The sequence below is a fragment of the Aquimarina sp. MMG016 genome (assembly GCF_018100805.1).
Lineage (GTDB): Bacteria > Bacteroidota > Bacteroidia > Flavobacteriales > Flavobacteriaceae > Aquimarina.
In genome coordinates this window covers 25,709-42,101 of record NZ_JAGJEA010000009.1, presented here as the reverse complement: position 1 = coordinate 42,101, position 16,393 = coordinate 25,709, and the positions used below count along the sequence as shown (strand labels likewise).

17 protein-coding genes are annotated in these 16,393 nt (G+C 33.7%); 6 read left to right on the top strand and 11 right to left on the bottom strand.

Annotated features, from left to right (window positions below):
- Positions 1–5: 5 nt before the first annotated feature.
- Both J8M14_RS16300 and J8M14_RS16295 read right to left on the bottom strand, forming a co-directional pair.
- Positions 6–302, bottom strand: a complete 297-nt coding sequence (locus J8M14_RS16300) for an antibiotic biosynthesis monooxygenase family protein (RefSeq protein ID WP_211075877.1) — start codon at positions 300–302, stop codon at positions 6–8.
- A 195-nt stretch (positions 303–497) separates the two neighbouring features.
- Positions 498–1,328: an SAM-dependent chlorinase/fluorinase gene (locus J8M14_RS16295; RefSeq protein ID WP_211075876.1), complete on the bottom strand. Its 831-nt coding sequence runs from the start codon at positions 1,326–1,328 to the stop codon at positions 498–500.
- Between the two features lie 265 nt (positions 1,329–1,593).
- Between J8M14_RS16295 and J8M14_RS16290 the strand changes: the two genes are divergently transcribed.
- From J8M14_RS16290 to J8M14_RS16280, 3 genes are all read left to right on the top strand, one after another.
- Complete coding sequence (locus tag J8M14_RS16290; RefSeq protein ID WP_211075875.1) at positions 1,594–2,550, top strand: PhoH family protein; 957 nt, start codon at positions 1,594–1,596, stop codon at positions 2,548–2,550.
- An 88-nt stretch (positions 2,551–2,638) separates the two neighbouring features.
- Positions 2,639–3,016: a four helix bundle protein gene (locus J8M14_RS16285; protein ID WP_211075874.1), complete on the top strand. Its 378-nt coding sequence runs from the start codon at positions 2,639–2,641 to the stop codon at positions 3,014–3,016.
- 41 nt (positions 3,017–3,057) lie between these two features.
- On the top strand, positions 3,058–4,008 hold the full coding sequence (locus J8M14_RS16280) for a phosphoribosylaminoimidazolesuccinocarboxamide synthase (protein WP_211075873.1): 951 nt from the start codon (positions 3,058–3,060) through the stop codon (positions 4,006–4,008).
- Here the strand turns inward: J8M14_RS16280 and J8M14_RS16275 are convergent.
- The 6 genes from J8M14_RS16275 to J8M14_RS16250 all read right to left on the bottom strand — a co-directional run bounded on the left by J8M14_RS16275 (position 4,003) and on the right by J8M14_RS16250 (position 9,867).
- Positions 4,003–4,428, bottom strand: coding sequence for a DUF4174 domain-containing protein (locus tag J8M14_RS16275; RefSeq protein WP_211075872.1), 426 nt, complete (start codon positions 4,426–4,428; stop codon positions 4,003–4,005). The two genes, J8M14_RS16280 and J8M14_RS16275, sit on opposite strands and share 6 nt — an antisense overlap.
- Positions 4,429–4,487: 59 nt before the next feature.
- Positions 4,488–5,342: an N-acetylmuramoyl-L-alanine amidase-like domain-containing protein gene (locus J8M14_RS16270; protein WP_211075871.1), complete on the bottom strand. Its 855-nt coding sequence runs from the start codon at positions 5,340–5,342 to the stop codon at positions 4,488–4,490.
- 121 nt (positions 5,343–5,463) lie between these two features.
- Positions 5,464–6,579 (bottom strand): 3-isopropylmalate dehydrogenase, encoded by a 1,116-nt coding sequence (leuB, locus tag J8M14_RS16265; RefSeq protein WP_211075870.1) that lies wholly within the window; start codon positions 6,577–6,579, stop codon positions 5,464–5,466.
- An 85-nt stretch (positions 6,580–6,664) separates the two neighbouring features.
- Positions 6,665–7,252, bottom strand: coding sequence for a 3-isopropylmalate dehydratase small subunit (gene leuD / locus J8M14_RS16260; RefSeq protein WP_211075869.1), 588 nt, complete (start codon positions 7,250–7,252; stop codon positions 6,665–6,667).
- A gap of 2 nt (positions 7,253–7,254) precedes the next feature.
- Complete coding sequence (gene leuC, locus J8M14_RS16255; RefSeq protein ID WP_211075868.1) at positions 7,255–8,637, bottom strand: 3-isopropylmalate dehydratase large subunit; 1,383 nt, start codon at positions 8,635–8,637, stop codon at positions 7,255–7,257.
- 57 nt (positions 8,638–8,694) lie between these two features.
- Positions 8,695–9,867: a 2-isopropylmalate synthase gene (locus J8M14_RS16250; protein WP_211075867.1), complete on the bottom strand. Its 1,173-nt coding sequence runs from the start codon at positions 9,865–9,867 to the stop codon at positions 8,695–8,697.
- Between the two features lie 210 nt (positions 9,868–10,077).
- On the opposite strand from J8M14_RS16250, the gene J8M14_RS16245 reads away from it, so the two are divergent.
- Entirely contained in the window at positions 10,078–11,622 is a 1,545-nt protein-coding gene (locus J8M14_RS16245) for a hypothetical protein (protein WP_211075866.1), read from the top strand.
- Between the two features lie 10 nt (positions 11,623–11,632).
- Entirely contained in the window at positions 11,633–12,490 is an 858-nt protein-coding gene (locus J8M14_RS16240) for a DMT family transporter (RefSeq protein WP_211075865.1), read from the top strand.
- 3 nt (positions 12,491–12,493) lie between these two features.
- Here the strand turns inward: J8M14_RS16240 and J8M14_RS16235 are convergent, their stop codons facing one another.
- A complete protein-coding gene (locus J8M14_RS16235; protein WP_211075864.1) occupies positions 12,494–13,192 on the bottom strand; it encodes an RNA pseudouridine synthase in 699 nt (232 codons plus the stop codon).
- A 51-nt stretch (positions 13,193–13,243) separates the two neighbouring features.
- The gene (gene panB, locus J8M14_RS16230; RefSeq protein ID WP_211075863.1) at positions 13,244–14,062 is read right to left on the bottom strand and encodes a 3-methyl-2-oxobutanoate hydroxymethyltransferase; all 819 of its coding nucleotides are present in this window, start codon (positions 14,060–14,062) and stop codon (positions 13,244–13,246) included.
- Between the two features lie 146 nt (positions 14,063–14,208).
- On the opposite strand from panB, the gene J8M14_RS16225 reads away from it, so the two are divergent.
- Complete coding sequence (locus tag J8M14_RS16225) at positions 14,209–14,700, top strand: nuclear transport factor 2 family protein (RefSeq protein WP_247672675.1); 492 nt, start codon at positions 14,209–14,211, stop codon at positions 14,698–14,700.
- 83 nt (positions 14,701–14,783) lie between these two features.
- Here J8M14_RS16225 and J8M14_RS16220 read toward each other — a convergent pair whose 3' ends face one another.
- Positions 14,784–16,208, bottom strand: a complete 1,425-nt coding sequence (locus J8M14_RS16220) for an L-serine ammonia-lyase (RefSeq protein WP_211075862.1) — start codon at positions 16,206–16,208, stop codon at positions 14,784–14,786.
- Positions 16,209–16,393 lie beyond the last annotated feature (185 nt).

The following is a 16,393-nucleotide window of genomic DNA, read 5'->3' as shown; positions in this document are numbered from 1 at the left end:
ATTTATTATTCTGAACCCCAAACTTGTTCTACACTCCAGGCTTCTGGCTTTTGATTAAACTTATTTTTGGTATTTGCCCAAACCCCTTTGAATAACGCAGAGTTTCTGTAGTTATTGAGATGTGCTTCAGATTCCCAATGACTATATGTAAAGAATTGATTAGGGTTATGAATATCTCTTATGAGTTTCAGATGTCTACAACCTTTAAAATTTCGGATCTTGTTTTTGTTTTTTTCAAAGTTCTCTAAGAAAGCATCTATCTCCTCTGGGATAAAGCCCATTTTTACAATTCTAATGATCATTTTTCTAGTTGCTAAGTTTCAAAGAGGCAAAGCTACAAAGTTTTTTTTTGCGTTAAGGATTGAAACGACATCCTTTTTATGTACTCTCGACTTCACTCGAGAGTACATAAAAAGATATAGTTGAAAGCCTGCCCGAACGCCCATTAACCAACTAATTACTCATTAACTCACCTGCTCAAAGACTCTCGAACTATTTCACTCAAAGCTAATACTCACTGTATCTCTGAAATGTAACCCAAATAAACTGGAAGCTCCTCCGACAGTTTTAGGATTACTTTTATAAATGGCTAATTCTAAATATCCTGATGAATTAAAAACAGCCAATTTTTTACCATCTTCTTCGCGTTTACTTTTTTCTATCTCAAAATTAATGGCATCGCTATATCTGTTATAAATATTTTCGAATACTGCATTGCGTGCCGTAATCTTAAACTTTCTTCCTTTTCCTACTTCTTCAAATAGTTTACGAGTAATATTAGTGATTAAATTTCCGTAATTGTCTATATAGATAATACTTCCGACAATTTGTTTGTCTCCCACATTAACAATAGGAGTGATGCCTTTGATCATTTTAATTTCTGGTATCTTTTTACCAATGACTTCTAATGTTCCTCCACGTGCAATATGACAGGCCACTGTTACAAAAACATCTAATACCGGAAAATTAGTGACAATTGCGTCATGAATATTAATTTCTACTACTTTTTCGGGATTAAATTCTGAAGCAATTAATGATATCAAGCCGTTATTAGCGCATATAAAATAATGATCGTCTAGTTTTACTGCAATATGTTTATTTTCAGGGTGTAATTCACTATCAATTCCGACTATATGAATACTTCCTTTGGGAAAACTCTTATAAGCGTTTTGGATAATATAGGCCGCCTCTGTAATATGAAAAGGCGATATTTCATGTGAAATATCAACAACCCTGGCATCTGGTAGTTCTGTATAGATTGCTCCTTTAACAGCAGATACAAAGTGATCTTTGATTCCGAAATCTGTAGTTAATGTTATTATTGGCATCTATAACGAATTGTTAATATCTTTTAATTGTAAGCACTTAAAAATATGTAAATTTGCTTAGAAGTTATTCAAAGTTTTTGTTCTGACAATAAGTTGATGTATAAAACCTAATATTCAGGTATTTTTTTAGTAATAAAAATATATTAAATCTTAAAAAGTATTCCTGGTTGCGTTTTACAATTTGTTTTCCCTCTAAAAACTGCAAAATAACTTCAGCAAACTTAGTCAATCCTAAAAACAAATCATACTAAAATTTCTATAGCTTTTGAACGAACTTATAATTGAACTAACAGAAATTAATCCCAGGGAGTTTTTTGGACTTCAGAATGGTAATATTCAACTACTAAAAAAATATTTCCCTAAGTTAAAAATCGTAGCTAGAGGTAGCAAAATGAAAGTATATGGCGATGAAGAGATGCTAGAAGAGTTTGACACCCGTCTTAATATGCTGTTAGATCATTTTGGTAAGTACAACAAACTGGATGAAAATGTAATTGAACGAGTATTGACCAGTGAAAGTAAGGCTGATTATGAAACTTCTGCCATTAGTGGTGAGACTTTAGTTCATGGTGTAGGGGGGAAGTTGATCAAAGCTCAGACTGCTAATCAGCGTAAATTAGTAGAGTCTTCAAATAAAAACGATATGGTTTTTGCTATTGGTCCTGCAGGAACGGGTAAAACGTATACTGGGGTAGCACTGGCAGTAAAAGCTTTAAAAGAAAAACAGGTACGAAGAATTATTCTTACTCGTCCAGCTGTTGAAGCGGGTGAAAACCTGGGATTTTTACCAGGAGACCTCAAAGAAAAGCTAGATCCATATATGCAGCCTTTGTATGATGCTCTGAGGGATATGATTCCAGCAGAAAAATTAGATAGTTTTATTGAAAAAGGAATTATCCAAATCGCTCCAATGGCATTTATGCGCGGTCGTACACTGGATAATGCTTTTGTAATTTTGGATGAAGCACAGAATACTACTCATGCCCAGATGAAGATGTTCCTGACTCGTATGGGTAAAAATGCTAAATTTATAATAACGGGAGACCCAGGACAGATTGATTTACCACGTAGAGTAACTTCAGGTCTTAAAGAAGCTCTTTTAGTGTTAAAAAATATTCAAGGAATAGGTATGATTTATCTTGATGATAAGGATGTGATACGTCATAAACTAGTCAAAAAAGTAATTGCCGCTTATAAGGAAATTGAAAATAGAAATGGATAAATATCGTATTTGAGTTTTTGAGTATGTTAGTATGTGAGAGGGTTTCGGAGATCATGCAAAACTCAATAAGGGTTAAAAGTTAAATATATTGAGAAGTAAATATCATTTTAAGTTTGAAGATTTGATTATTTATAATAAAGCCATTGAGTTTGGTGAATCGGTTAATGATCAAATAATAAATTTTCCAAAAGAAGAAATATATAGATTGTCTTCTCAATTTATAAGAGCAGCGGATTCTATTGCTTTAAATATAGCAGAGGGTTCAGCGAGTTCAAACGCACAGTTTAATAGATATCTTCAAATGGCTTGGGATAGCGCTCATGAGTGTATTGTTTGTAGTACGAAAGCAAGATTGCGTGGTTTTATATCTGAAGAATTAAATGAGAAAAATAGAGCTGATATTACAGAAATATCTAAGATGATTACTTCATTTAAAAAACATTTAGCATCCAAACATAATAAATAAAACTACTCACTTACTCACCTCTAAAATACTCATAAACTAAAATGAATACCATAACAGATACAAACTACAACTTTCCAGGACAGAAATCAGTTTATAAAGGGAAAGTAAGAGAAGTATATAATATTAATGATGAATTGTTGGTAATGATCGCTACCGATCGTTTGTCAGCATTTGATGTAGTGATGCCAAAAGGAATTCCGTTTAAAGGTCAAATCCTTAATCAGATTGCTACTCAAATGATGAAAGCGACAGAAGACCTTGTGCCAAACTGGTTGATTGCTACTCCTGATCCTAATGTTGCGGTGGGGCATTTATGCGAACCTTTTAAAGTGGAGATGGTAATTAGAGGATACTTATCCGGTCACGCTGCTAGAGAATATAAAGCTGGAAAGCGAAGCTTATGTGGAGTACCTATGCCTGAAGGTATGATTGAAAACGATAAATTTCCTGAACCTATAATTACTCCAGCCACCAAAGCAGAAAAAGGGGATCATGATGAAGACATTTCTAGAGAAGATATTTTGGCAAAAGGAATCGTTTCTGAAGAAGATTATATAATTCTGGAAGATTATACTAGAAAGTTATTTCAAAGAGGAACTGAAATTGCAGCCGAACGTGGTTTGATTTTAGTGGATACTAAATATGAATTTGGTAAAACCAAAGACGGAAAAATAGTATTAATTGATGAGATTCATACTCCGGATTCTTCTCGTTATTTTTATGCTGAGGGTTACGAAGAACGTCAAAATAAAGGAGAAGCACAGAAACAATTATCCAAAGAATTTGTGCGTCAGTGGTTGATCAGTAATGGTTTTCAAGGATTAGAAGGACAACAAGTTCCGGAAATGACGGATGAATATATTACTTCAGTATCTGAACGTTATATTGAACTCTATGAAAATATAACAGGATCTGATTTTGAAAAAGGGGATGTTACCGCTATCGAAAAAAGGATTGAGGAGAATGTAATTGGGTATTTAAGGATGTTATGATTTCTTTTTTGATCTCAGTTCCTGTATGCGCATTGGCATTTGATCAATATGTTTAAAGATTTGCTTTGAACTTAACAATTTGTTTGAACTCATTTTGACACCTCCATCTAATCCCAGCAGTAAAATTATAAAGGGATCTTTTGAAGGATTATAGTTTTTATAAAGTATTTGATTCTTATTGGTTTCATCATCTGTTATTCCAAAACGATATGAAGTAGGAGTGACTTGGTATATTACTAGTTTTCTTTCCTCCAGACTTCTTCTGTTTGAAGATAATTCCTGAAGCTGTTGTTGTACTAATAAATAGTCATACGAATCAGCAATAATTAAAAGTACACGATCTTTCCATAAATGCTTTTCGAGGCTTTGTGAAAGCATTAGAGAAGGGAAAAATATAATTAAGAAAGCTGAAATTTTCATTTTTAGAAAGTACAAAAAAGCGGATGATCTTTAAAGAAAAAAATCACTACATTTTATTCTTATTTGGATATAGCCCTAGCTATCATAATCCCTGTATTGTTTTTAATCTTTTTTAAATAGTCTACTAATGGAAGTTTAGAAACAACAACTTTTCCGGAGGTGGATGCATGGAGTAAGTGTATACGACCATTACTTTCTCTTGTTGCAATACCTGTATGAGTAATATCTAAACCTTTTATGCTTGTAGTTAATGCAATAATATCGCCAGATCGAATTAAATGCTCATTATCCTTAATCCGATCTTGGGGAAGAAAGCATAGTTTTTCTTGATTAAGTTGGGTTTCTGAAATTTTGATTCCTTCAAAATTTTGATCATTATCTTTTAAGAAACGATACAAGTCCCGATGAGTACTCATGAAATTAATTTCTTTATTGATTTCTTGACCACCAATTTCAGAAGTAATATCTCTTAGCAACCCTTTCTTTTCGTTATTAGTAATCCAATCTGAGAAATAGTGTAACCGTGATGAGTACCCGGATAATTTACCATCTCGATATCGTATTTTTTCTAAGAGTTGGGTGTAGCTATCGATATCTTTGGTTTCATTTTTAAGTAATAAGCTAAAAGCTAAAACATTTTCAACGAAGGTCGTACAATCTAGTCCTTGTAAGTTTACCACCAAAGATTCTGTTGTTCCAACTTCGAGGGTGTTGGCAACATAAGGTACATTGAGAAAGCTTTTTCCGACAATGACTATGTTTTTACCGGTTTTATTTTCTGAAGAAGTTAAATGCTTTAGTTCTGCGATTTTGGAATTAAAAATATTTTTATCTTCCGCAGAACAAATAATTTCTTGAGCAGAAACTAAATTCATAATAAAACAAAAAATCAAAAATGCATATGAGTTACTCATAGTATTAAAGCTATTTTGATTCTAAAGTAAACTATTATTTTGTTTTACTATGATGGAAACTTAAAAAAGCAACCAAAATCTTGTTTTTGGTTGCTTTTTCTATAAACAAAAGTTATATATCTTAGATAATCGTAGATTGGCCTACGTGTATATTTTCGAAATTAAGATTTGAATCTTCCGGGTTTAAAATATAATCTGTTATAAAATCTCCAACTTTTTCAGTAGTTAAAGGATTATTATTATTTAGATCAGGAGTAGTAAGATTTAACTCTAAAGCTTTTTCTACAGCTGCTTTTATAGCATTAGCTTCATTAATTAAGTCAAAATGTTCTAATAACATTGCTGCGGATAATATAGCTGCAATAGGATTAGCAATTCCTTTTCCTGTAGCTTGAGGATATGATCCATGAATAGGTTCAAACATACAACATGTGTCTCCAACAGATGCTGATGCTAATAAACCAATAGAACCACCAATTACACTTGCTTCATCAGAAATAATATCTCCAAACATGTTTTCTGTTAGAATCACATCGAACTGGCTAGGATTTAGGATCATTTGCATGGCAGCATTATCCACGAAAAGAAAGTCTATAGTCACATCGTCATATCCTTTGGCTATTTCCGTAACTACTTTCCTCCATAGTCTAGAAGATTCTAAAACATTAGCTTTATCAACTAGAGTCAATTTTTTTCTGCGCTTTTGAGCTGCCTTAAAAGCTAAATGTGCAATACGCTCAATTTCTGCCTGAGAATATTCGCATAAATCTGAGGCAACTGTACCATCATCGCTTAGCTCTTTTTTACCAAAATAAATACCACCTGTAAGTTCTCGGTATATGGAAATATCAGTACCTTCAATAATCTCACGTTTGAGCGGAGATTTATCAATCAGAGTATCATATGCCTTTACAGGACGAATGTTAGCGTATAAACCAAGTTCTTTACGCAATTTTAATAACCCTTGCTCAGGACGAACAGGAGCACTAGGATTGTTATCATATTTTGGATCGCCAATGGCACCAAACAATACAGCATCAGTATTAGCACAAAGCTCTAGCGTTTCATTAGGCAATGGATTTCCGGTTTTGTCAATTGCAATTGCACCTACCAAAGCTTCTTTGAAAATAAAGTTATGATCGAAGCTATGCGCTACAGCTTCTAGTGCCTTGATGGCTTGCGCAGTCACTTCAGGACCGATGCCATCTCCTGATAATACAGCGATGTCTAGTTTCATATTCTTTTTTTTGCGGAGAGAAGAGAAAGAATGTAGGCTGATTTAAAGATCTACTTTCTTTTTTCTATTGTCTGTTTTCCTAAATTTATACTCTTTCGTTTTCAAATGCTTCTATCTCAGTTTTATTACTGATTAAGAAATCTATATCATCGTATCCATTGATCAAACAAGTTTTTTTATAACTATTAATTTCAAAACTTGAAGATGAACCCGTAGATAGGATAGTTATTTTTTGGTTTTCCAAATCAACTTCAATCTGGGTTTTCGGATCTTTTTTTATTTGTGTAAAAAGTTCTTTCAAATATTCTGGAGATACTTGAACTGGTAATACTCCATTATTTAGAGCATTTCCTTTAAAAATATCTGCAAAAAAACTAGATACTACAACTTTAAATCCATAATCATGAATGGCCCATGCAGCATGCTCTCTACTAGATCCGCAGCCAAAATTGTCTCCTGCAACCAGAACACTTCCACTATATGTGGCATTATTCATTACAAAATCTAAATTTGGACTTCCGTCCTTATGATAACGCCAATCTCTGAATAAATTTTCTCCAAAACCATCACGACTAGTAACTTTTAAGAAACGAGCCGGTATAATCTGGTCTGTATCCACATTTTCTATGGATAGCGGTATAGCTGAGGATTTGAGTTTAGTAAACTTATCCATGATTAATTCAATTGTTTAGTAATATCAATAATTTTTCCTTCGATAGCCGTTGCAGCTGCAATGAGAGGACTTGCTAAAATAGTTCTGGCGCCTTGACCTTGTCTTCCTTCAAAATTACGATTGGATGTAGATACACAATACTCGCCTTCAGGGATTTTATCGTCGTTCATTGCTAAGCAAGCGGAACAACCGGGTTGACGTAATTTAAATCCGGCATCCTCAAAAACTTCATTCAAGCCTTCTTCAATGATTTGTTCTGCTACTTTCTGCGATCCCGGGACAAACCAAGCGGTTACATTATCAGCCTTTTTCTTTCCTTTTATAAAGCCAGCCGCCACTCGGAAATCTTCAATTCTACTGTTGGTGCAACTTCCTATAAAAACGTAATTAATCTTTTGGTCAATAAGTGATTGCCCTTTTTCGAAATTCATATAACGTAATGACTTTTCGAAAGAAGCATTATTTTCAGTTGGTATATTTTCATTGATTTTGATTCCCATTCCAGGGTTAGTACCATAGGTAATCATGGGTTCGATATCCTCAGCATCAAAATGATATTCTTTATCAAAAACAGCACCTTCATCTGTAGGTAATGTTTTCCAATAGGTAACTTTTTTGTCAAATTCCTTTCCTTTAGGAGCAAATTCTCTTCCTTTTACATATTCAAAAGTCGTTTCGTCAGGAGCAATCATACCACCACGAGCACCCATCTCGATACTCATATTACAAACAGTCATACGACCTTCCATAGACATTTCTTCGAATACATTACCGGCATACTCACAAAAGTATCCGGTGCCGGCATTGGTTCCTAGTTTAGCAATGATATATAAAATGACATCTTTTGGTAAAACACCAGGTTTTAGTTTTCCGGTGACATTAACTCTAAGACTTTTTGGCTTCTGTAATAAAAGACATTGACTGGCGAATACTTGTGCAACCTGACTGGTTCCTATACCAAAAGCAATGGTTCCAAATGCTCCGTGAGTAGAGGTGTGGCTATCACCACAAACCATTGTCATTCCAGGTTGAGTAATACCTAATTCTGGAGCCATTACATGGACGATACCGTTGTATTTGTGTCCTAAGCCATAAAGAGTGATGTTGTTCTTTTGGCAGTTAATAGTTAGCTGTTGTAGTTGATTTCTAGACAAAGGATCTTTTACTGGTAGGTGTTGATCTATTGTCGGAGTATTGTGATCAGCTGTTGCTACAATTTGATTAGGTCTAAAAACAGGGATTCCACGTTGTTCTAGTTCTCCAAAGGCTTGCGGACTAGTAACTTCGTGGATCAAATGTTTGTCTATATATAAAATTTGTGGACCGTCTTGTATTTTTTTGACGACATGAGCATCCCAAACTTTATCGAATAATGTTTTTTTCATATACAAAAAAACCTACCAGGTTTCATAATGAATATGGTAGGTATGTTTTAATAAATATTAGGCTAATATTGCAGCCTCTACATTAGTATTTTTCATAATTAAATGAATATCTTCATCTACCACTTCTTTTTTGCTATCTGCAAATTTTAAGAATTCTTGATATACATCGTCCAGCTGAAGTTTGGTTAATTCGTACCCAACCTTCTTCGCTCTATATGCTAATGCTGCACGACCGCTTCTGGCTGTGAGAACAATGGCTGATTCTGTTACACCAACCTCAGCTGGATCGATAATTTCATATGTTTCACGATTTTTGATCACTCCATCCTGATGGATTCCAGAACTATGAGCAAATGCATTGGCACCTACAATAGCCTTGTTAGGTTGTACCATCATCCCCATTTTATCAGATACCATTAAACTAGTTTCGTACAATAACTTAGAATTGATATCCGTATTAAGATTAAGATAAGGATGTTGTTTCATGATCATCACTACTTCTTCTAATGATGTATTACCAGCACGTTCTCCAATTCCGTTAATGGTACATTCGATTTGTCGAGCTCCATTGATTGCGCCAGCTATTGAATTAGCTGTTGCTAAGCCTAGATCATTATGGCAGTGACAAGAAATAATAACGTTATCAATACCTTTTACATTTTCTTTAAGGTATTTGATTTTGGCACCATATTCTTCTGGTAGGCAATAACCAGTAGTATCGGGTATATTAAGAACGGTCGCTCCGGCTTTGATCATAGCTTCACAAACTCGTGCTAAGAACTCATTATCGGTGCGACCGGCATCTTCTGCATAAAATTCTACATCTTCAACAAAAGATTTTGCATATTTCACAGCAGCAATACCTCTTTCAATAACTTTGTCTTGTGTAGAGTTGAACTTATATTTTATATGAGATTCAGAAGTACCTATTCCGGTATGAATCCTTGGTTTCTTAGCATATTTTAGAGCTTCGGCAGCAACTTTGATATCATTTTCAACAGCTCTGGTTAGACCACAAACAGTAGCATTCTTTACAATTTTTGCAATTTCATTTACGGAACCAAAATCTCCTGGGCTAGAAACCGGAAAACCTGCTTCAATCACATCTACGCCAAGAAGGTCAAGTTGTTGAGCGATAACCAATTTCTGTTTGGTGTTTAGTTTACATCCAGGGACCTGTTCTCCGTCTCTTAAAGTTGTGTCAAATATTTGGACTTTATTATTGCTCATATAAATTCTTTGAGTTATCAGTTTTTAGCGCTTGTTTTGAAAAACATCTTTTTTAAAATATTCTTAACAAGAAGTTTTCTAAATCTCTTACGAATTTATATTTTGGGAATTCAAAAGGGAAGTGTTTTGTGGTGGTTTTTACAATGCTAAAAAGTTTTGATGAAAACATAACTTTCTTTTAATCAGTTAATTATAATAAGTTTTCTTACAATGACTAATGATCAAAAAGATCCTTTGTTTGTTTTAGTAAAGTCGCTTTCTAAGTCTGAAAAACGACAATTTAAGGTATATGTAGGTCGTTTAGGAGTGAATACCGATTCTAAATTCCTTGCACTTTTTAATCATTTAGATAAAAGTGATGCTTTAGACGAAGATCTTATTGTCAAAAAAGGTATTGTAACCAAATTACAGCTTTCTAACCTCAAGGCGCACCTTTATAAACAAATTTTGATTAGTCTGAGATTAAGTCCTTTGCACCAAAATGTTCGTTCCCAGATACGAGAACAATTGGATTTTGCATCAATTCTGTATCACAAAGGCTTATATAAACAGAGTTTGAAGATATTAGAAAAGGCTAAAGCTCTTGCAAAGGAAAACGAAGAGCATAATATCGCCTATGAGATTGTAGAGCTGGAAAAGATAATTGAAACTCAATATATAACCAGAAGTATAAATAGTAGAGCTGATGAGTTGACCATAGAAGCAAAAATGCTTAGTATGAAAAATGTACTTACTAGCAGGTTGTCAAACTTATCTCTTCAATTATATGGTTTGATGCTTAAAAGTGGGTATGTTAGAAATGATGAAGAGCATAAGGTGATTTCTAATTATTTTCATAGCAAATTGCCAAAATATGAATGGAATTTATTAGGGTTTAGGGAAAAACTATGGCTGTATAAAGCGCATCTTTGGTATAGTTTTATTGTTCAAGATTTTTTGTCTTGTTATAAATATTCAAAGAAATGGGTTGATCTTTTTTACGAAAACCCAAAAATGATTGCATTGAATCCAGTGTTCTTTCTTAGAGGGAATCACTATCTGTTAGAATCTTTGTTTTTAATAAAGGATAAGACACAGTTAAAATCTACTTTAATACAATTTGAAGAAGCTATATCTGATAAAACATTTCCTAAGGATGACAATATTGAGGTACTATCGTTTCAGTTTATTTATAATAATAAATTGAATGTTCACTTTTTGGAAGGTACATTTGATGAAGGGGAATATTTAGTCGATGAAATTCTCAAAGGTATTGCTGAATTCAAAAATCGATTAGATGACCATCATATTATGGTGTTGTATTATAAAATAGGATGTCTATATTTTGGGATGGCTAATCATAAAAAATGTATTGAATATTTAGCTAAGATTATCACAAACAAATCCTTAAAAATGCGAGAAGACCTTATGTGTTTTTCTAGAGTATTAAGCCTAGTTGCACATTATGAAGCTGGAATGGATTACTATCTAGAAACTCAATTAAAGGAAACATATCGATTTTTACTTAAGATGAATGACTTGCATGAAGTTCAAAAAGAAATGATCAAATTCCTGAAGAATCTTGGAGATATTTTTCCTCATCAGATCAAAGATGAGTTTAGGAAGTTACATAAAACACTAAAACAGTATGAAGATCATCCTTATGAAAAGAGAGCGTTTTTATACTTAGATATCCTCTCATGGCTAGAAAGTAATATTGAGGGAAGACCAGTAGCAGATATTATTAAGGAAAAATCTGAAAAATTGGCTCGATAATACTTTTTATATGCAAAAGAACATACACTTGCGCAACATTTTGGAGCTTAATCTTGCTATGCTTTTTATAAGTACTTCTGGTGCTTTAGGAAGATATATTGATATGCCAGTTCCAGTGATTATAGGTTTTAGGGCCATAATGGCTTGTATCTTATTATTCATATACTGTAAATGGAAATGTATTTCTTTTAGTGCAAGCAGTAAGGATCGGCCGACGATTATCTTAAGTGGAGTGTTGATGGGATTGCATTGGATTACTTATTTCTATTCTTTAAAGTTGTCTAATGTAGCGATTGGTATGTTGTCGATATTTACATATCCGGTGATCACAGCTCTTTTAGAACCTATTTTGTTAAAAACCAAATTCCAGAAAGTACATATATTATTGGCGTTTTTGGTTTTGATAGGAATCTATTTTCTCGTTCCTGATTTAGATTTTAGCAATTCTTATACAAAAGCAGTAATCTTAGGAATTATCTCTGCGTTATGTTATTCACTCCGAAATATTATCATGAAAACCAAAGTAGGTAATTATAATGGATCCATACTGATGTGGTATCAATTGGTGGTAATTAGTATTTGTTTACTTCCGTTTTTGTTTATTATGGATAGTTCAGGAATTACTGAACAGTGGTTACCGACGTTGACCTTAGCTTTATTGACAACTGCCATAGGTCATACTATGTTCTTAGGCAGTTTTAAACGTTTTTCAATTACGACGGCTAGCATTATTAGTAGTGTACAGCCAGTGTATGGTATTATTATTGGCGTTATTTTTTTAGGAGAAATTCCAGTGTTCTCCACAATTATTGGAGGAGCATTGATTTTAACATCAGTAGTAATTGAAAGTGTTAGATCCTATAAATAACTTTTATAAACAATCATCCCAAACAGGATCAGATGGAGGAGGAGCAATAATATTTAATTGTTCTTTTTTGACAGGATGTATAAAAGTTAATTTTCTTGCGTGTAAATGAATACTTCCATTTTTATTGCTTCGATCGGCTCCATATTTGAGATCACCTTTGATTACACATCCGATACTTGATAACTGAGAACGTATTTGATGATGACGTCCTGTATGTAGATCAATTTCTAACAGATAATAGTTATCAAGTTTTTTTATCAATGTATAATCTAAAATGGCTTTTTTACTATCAGGGACTTCATTTTTATGAGCGTAAGATTTGTTTTGTTTTGGGTTTCTCTTAAGCCAATGTGTCAGTGTATCCTTTCCTCTTGGAGGTTTGTTTTTTACCACTGCCCAATATGTTTTTTGAGCTTCCTTATTAGCAAATAACTTATTTAGTCTTGGTAAGGCTTTACTTGTACGAGCAAAAACCACAATGCCACTTGTGGGACGATCTAGTCTATGAACTACTCCCAGGTATACTGCTCCCGGTTTGTTATATTTTTCTGCTATATATTCTTTGACTATTTCGCTAAGCGGTTTATCTCTGGTTTTGTCTCCTTGTACAATATCTCCAGGGCGTTTATTGACAATAATGATGTGATTGTCTTCATAAAGAACTTGTAGATTGGATTTATTGGATAGAATTTTTAAAGACAAATTTTTAGAAATAAAATAATTGAATATGCTCAACTAACAACTAAGTACTATTTAATACTGCTCATTTTCGTTAGGAAAATCAACATTTTTTACGTCAGTAACATATTGTTTAAAAGCATTAGTCATTTCTGTATAAAGATCAAGATAACGTCTTAGAAAACGTGGATTAAACTCGTGTGTCATACCTAGCATATCGTGTGTTACCAGTACCTGGCCATCAACCCCATTACCAGCACCAATACCAATAATAGGTATGGTAAGACTTTCTGCTACTTCCTTAGCTAGTTTGGCAGGAACTTTTTCTAATACCACGGCGAAACATCCAGCTTTTTCCAGCATTAAGGCATCTTCTTTTAGTTTTTGAGCTTCTTCTTCTTCTTTAGCACGTACAGTATATGTTCCAAATTTATATATAGATTGAGGTGTTAAACCAAGATGACCCATTACCGGAATTCCCGCATTAAGAGTTCTTTTGATAGATTCTTTAACTTCTTTTCCTCCTTCCATTTTTACAGCATGTGCTCCGGACTCTTTCATAATTCTAATGGCAGATCTCAAAGCCTCTTTAGGGTCACTTTGATAACTTCCAAAAGGTATATCAACAACAATTAATGCACGATCAATAGCTCTTATTACAGAAGATGCATGATAAATCATTTGATCTAATGTAATCGGTAATGTCGTTTCATGACCAGCCATTACGTTAGAAGCAGAATCACCAACAAGAATTACATCTATTCCAGCACCATCAACAATCTTAGCCATAGTATAATCATAGGCTGTTAACATGGATATTTTTTCTCCGTTAGATTTCATCTCTACCAGAGATTTTACAGTAACCCGCTTGTAATCTTTTTTTGCTGTTGACATTTTCAGTTGTTTTTAGAGATGTAAAAGTAATCATTTACCAATATCGTAACAAGTGAATGTTATTTTTGATTAATCATATTTTTTAGCTTTAAAAAATTAATAATATGATTTAATATTTAAAATCTTATTTTTAAACAAATTAAAAAATGAAAAGTATTATGCAAAAGCTATCCATTTTAGTTGTTTTATTTATTTCTTTTAGTGCTTTTTCACAAGAAGATACTTCAAAATCTGAAATGAATACCTATCAAGACGAAGTAAAACAAACTATTGAAGAGTTTTTTGATGGGTTTCATTCTGGAGACACTATCAAAATGAAAAATACTATGGATCATAATATGGTCTTGCTGACCATTACTAAGACAAAATCAGGGGGTAAAAAAGCAATTACGACAGATGTTCAAAAATTTGTGACAGCAATAGGCAGTAGACCTGCAGAACAAAAATGGAACGAAAAATTATTGGATTTTACTATTGTAGCTAATGAAGGCATTGCTCAAGCCTGGACTCCTTATGAATTTTATGTAAATGATAATTTTAGTCATTGTGGTGTAAACACTTTTCAATTATACAATGATGGAGAGTCGTGGAAAATCATATCCATAGCAGATACCAGGAAACGAGAAGGATGTAAGTAGAGGTGAGTTTATGACAAGTTTGGGCTTGATTTCAAGTAAAGATTGCCTCAAAAGCTCACATACTCATATACTCCCAAACTATATTAACAATCACTCAAACTCACTTTAACGGCTAGACCACCTTCACTAGTTTCTTTGTATTTAGTATTCATATCCTGAGCTGTTTCCCACATGGTTTCTATTACTTTATCCAGAGGGACTTTAGCGTTTGAAGCATCTGTATCCAGCGCCATTTCGCAAGCATTGATTGCTTTGACAGCACCCATGGCATTTCGTTCGATACAAGGAACTTGAACCAAACCGGCTATTGGATCACAGGTAAGACCTAGATGATGTTCCATAGCAATTTCGCTGGCCATTAGAACCTGTTCAGGAGTGCCACCCATTAATTCTGTTAAGGCTCCGGCAGCCATAGCTGATGAAACCCCTATTTCTGCCTGACATCCCCCCATGGCAGCAGATATGGTTGCTCCTTTTTTAAAAAGGCTGCCAATTTCTCCGGCGACTAACATAAATTGTTTGACGTCTTCAAAATTCGCATCGTGGTTTTCAATCACCATATAATACATCATAACTGCAGGAATGACTCCTGCACTTCCGTTAGTTGGTGCAGTAACTACTCTTCCTAATGAAGCATTGACTTCATTTACTGACAAAGCAAAACACGATACCCATTTTAATATCTGACGAAATTTCACCTCGGTATCTCTAATTGCTTCTATCCATTCTGTTGGATTATTATAAGAAGCACCACCAATTAGTTTTTTATGAGTGTCATAGGCTCTTCGTCTTACATTTAATCCTCCGGGTAATATACCTTCTGTATGACAACCATCATACATAGAATCTAGCATCACGCGCCATATTTGAGCAATCCGCTCATCAATCTCTTTATCACTAAGTAATGATCGTTCGTTTTCTAGGACTATTTCCGAAACTTTTTTTTGCCGTATTTGGCAATATTCTAATAAATCCGTTGCTTTCTGAATTGGCAACGGAAATCCCTTAAATGCTGATAACTTTTTCTCTTTTCTTTTTCGTTCTTCTTTTATTACAAATCCTCCGCCAATCGAGTAGAATGAGGAAGAGATCTTTTGGTTATCTTTTAATGTAGCTTGAAATGTAATTGCATTGGGATGAAAGTCTTTAAACTCTCTATTAAAAATAATTTGTGTTTTTGGATCAAAAGAAATTGAAAGCTCATGATTAAAAGAAATCTCCTTTTTGTCAGTAATTTTACTAATTATGCTATTAATGGCAGAAGTGTCAATAGTCTGTGGGTCATACCCACAAAGGCCCAATATCACTGCAATGTCAGTAGCATGTCCTTTTCCTGTTAAGGATAATGAGCCATAAAGATCTACCTTAATTGATGTCACGGATTGAAATTGACCATTCTTTTTTAATTCAGCAATCCATCTACGTGCAGCTCTCCAGGGACCTAATGTGTGTGAACTTGATGGTCCAACACCTATTTTTAGCATATCAAAAACACTAATACATTCCATTATTCGTAATTATTGAGATGATTTAGGTGGTAAATATAGGTTTTTGGTAATAAAGAAACCTTCTTTTTGTGAATTAGTTATTTGTGTCATTTATTGTAATTTTTAAGACGAATAAAACCAAAGATGTTAAAGGGTATTGTGACATCATGTCAGTTAAATTGTCGTGGCATAATCATTGACCTAAA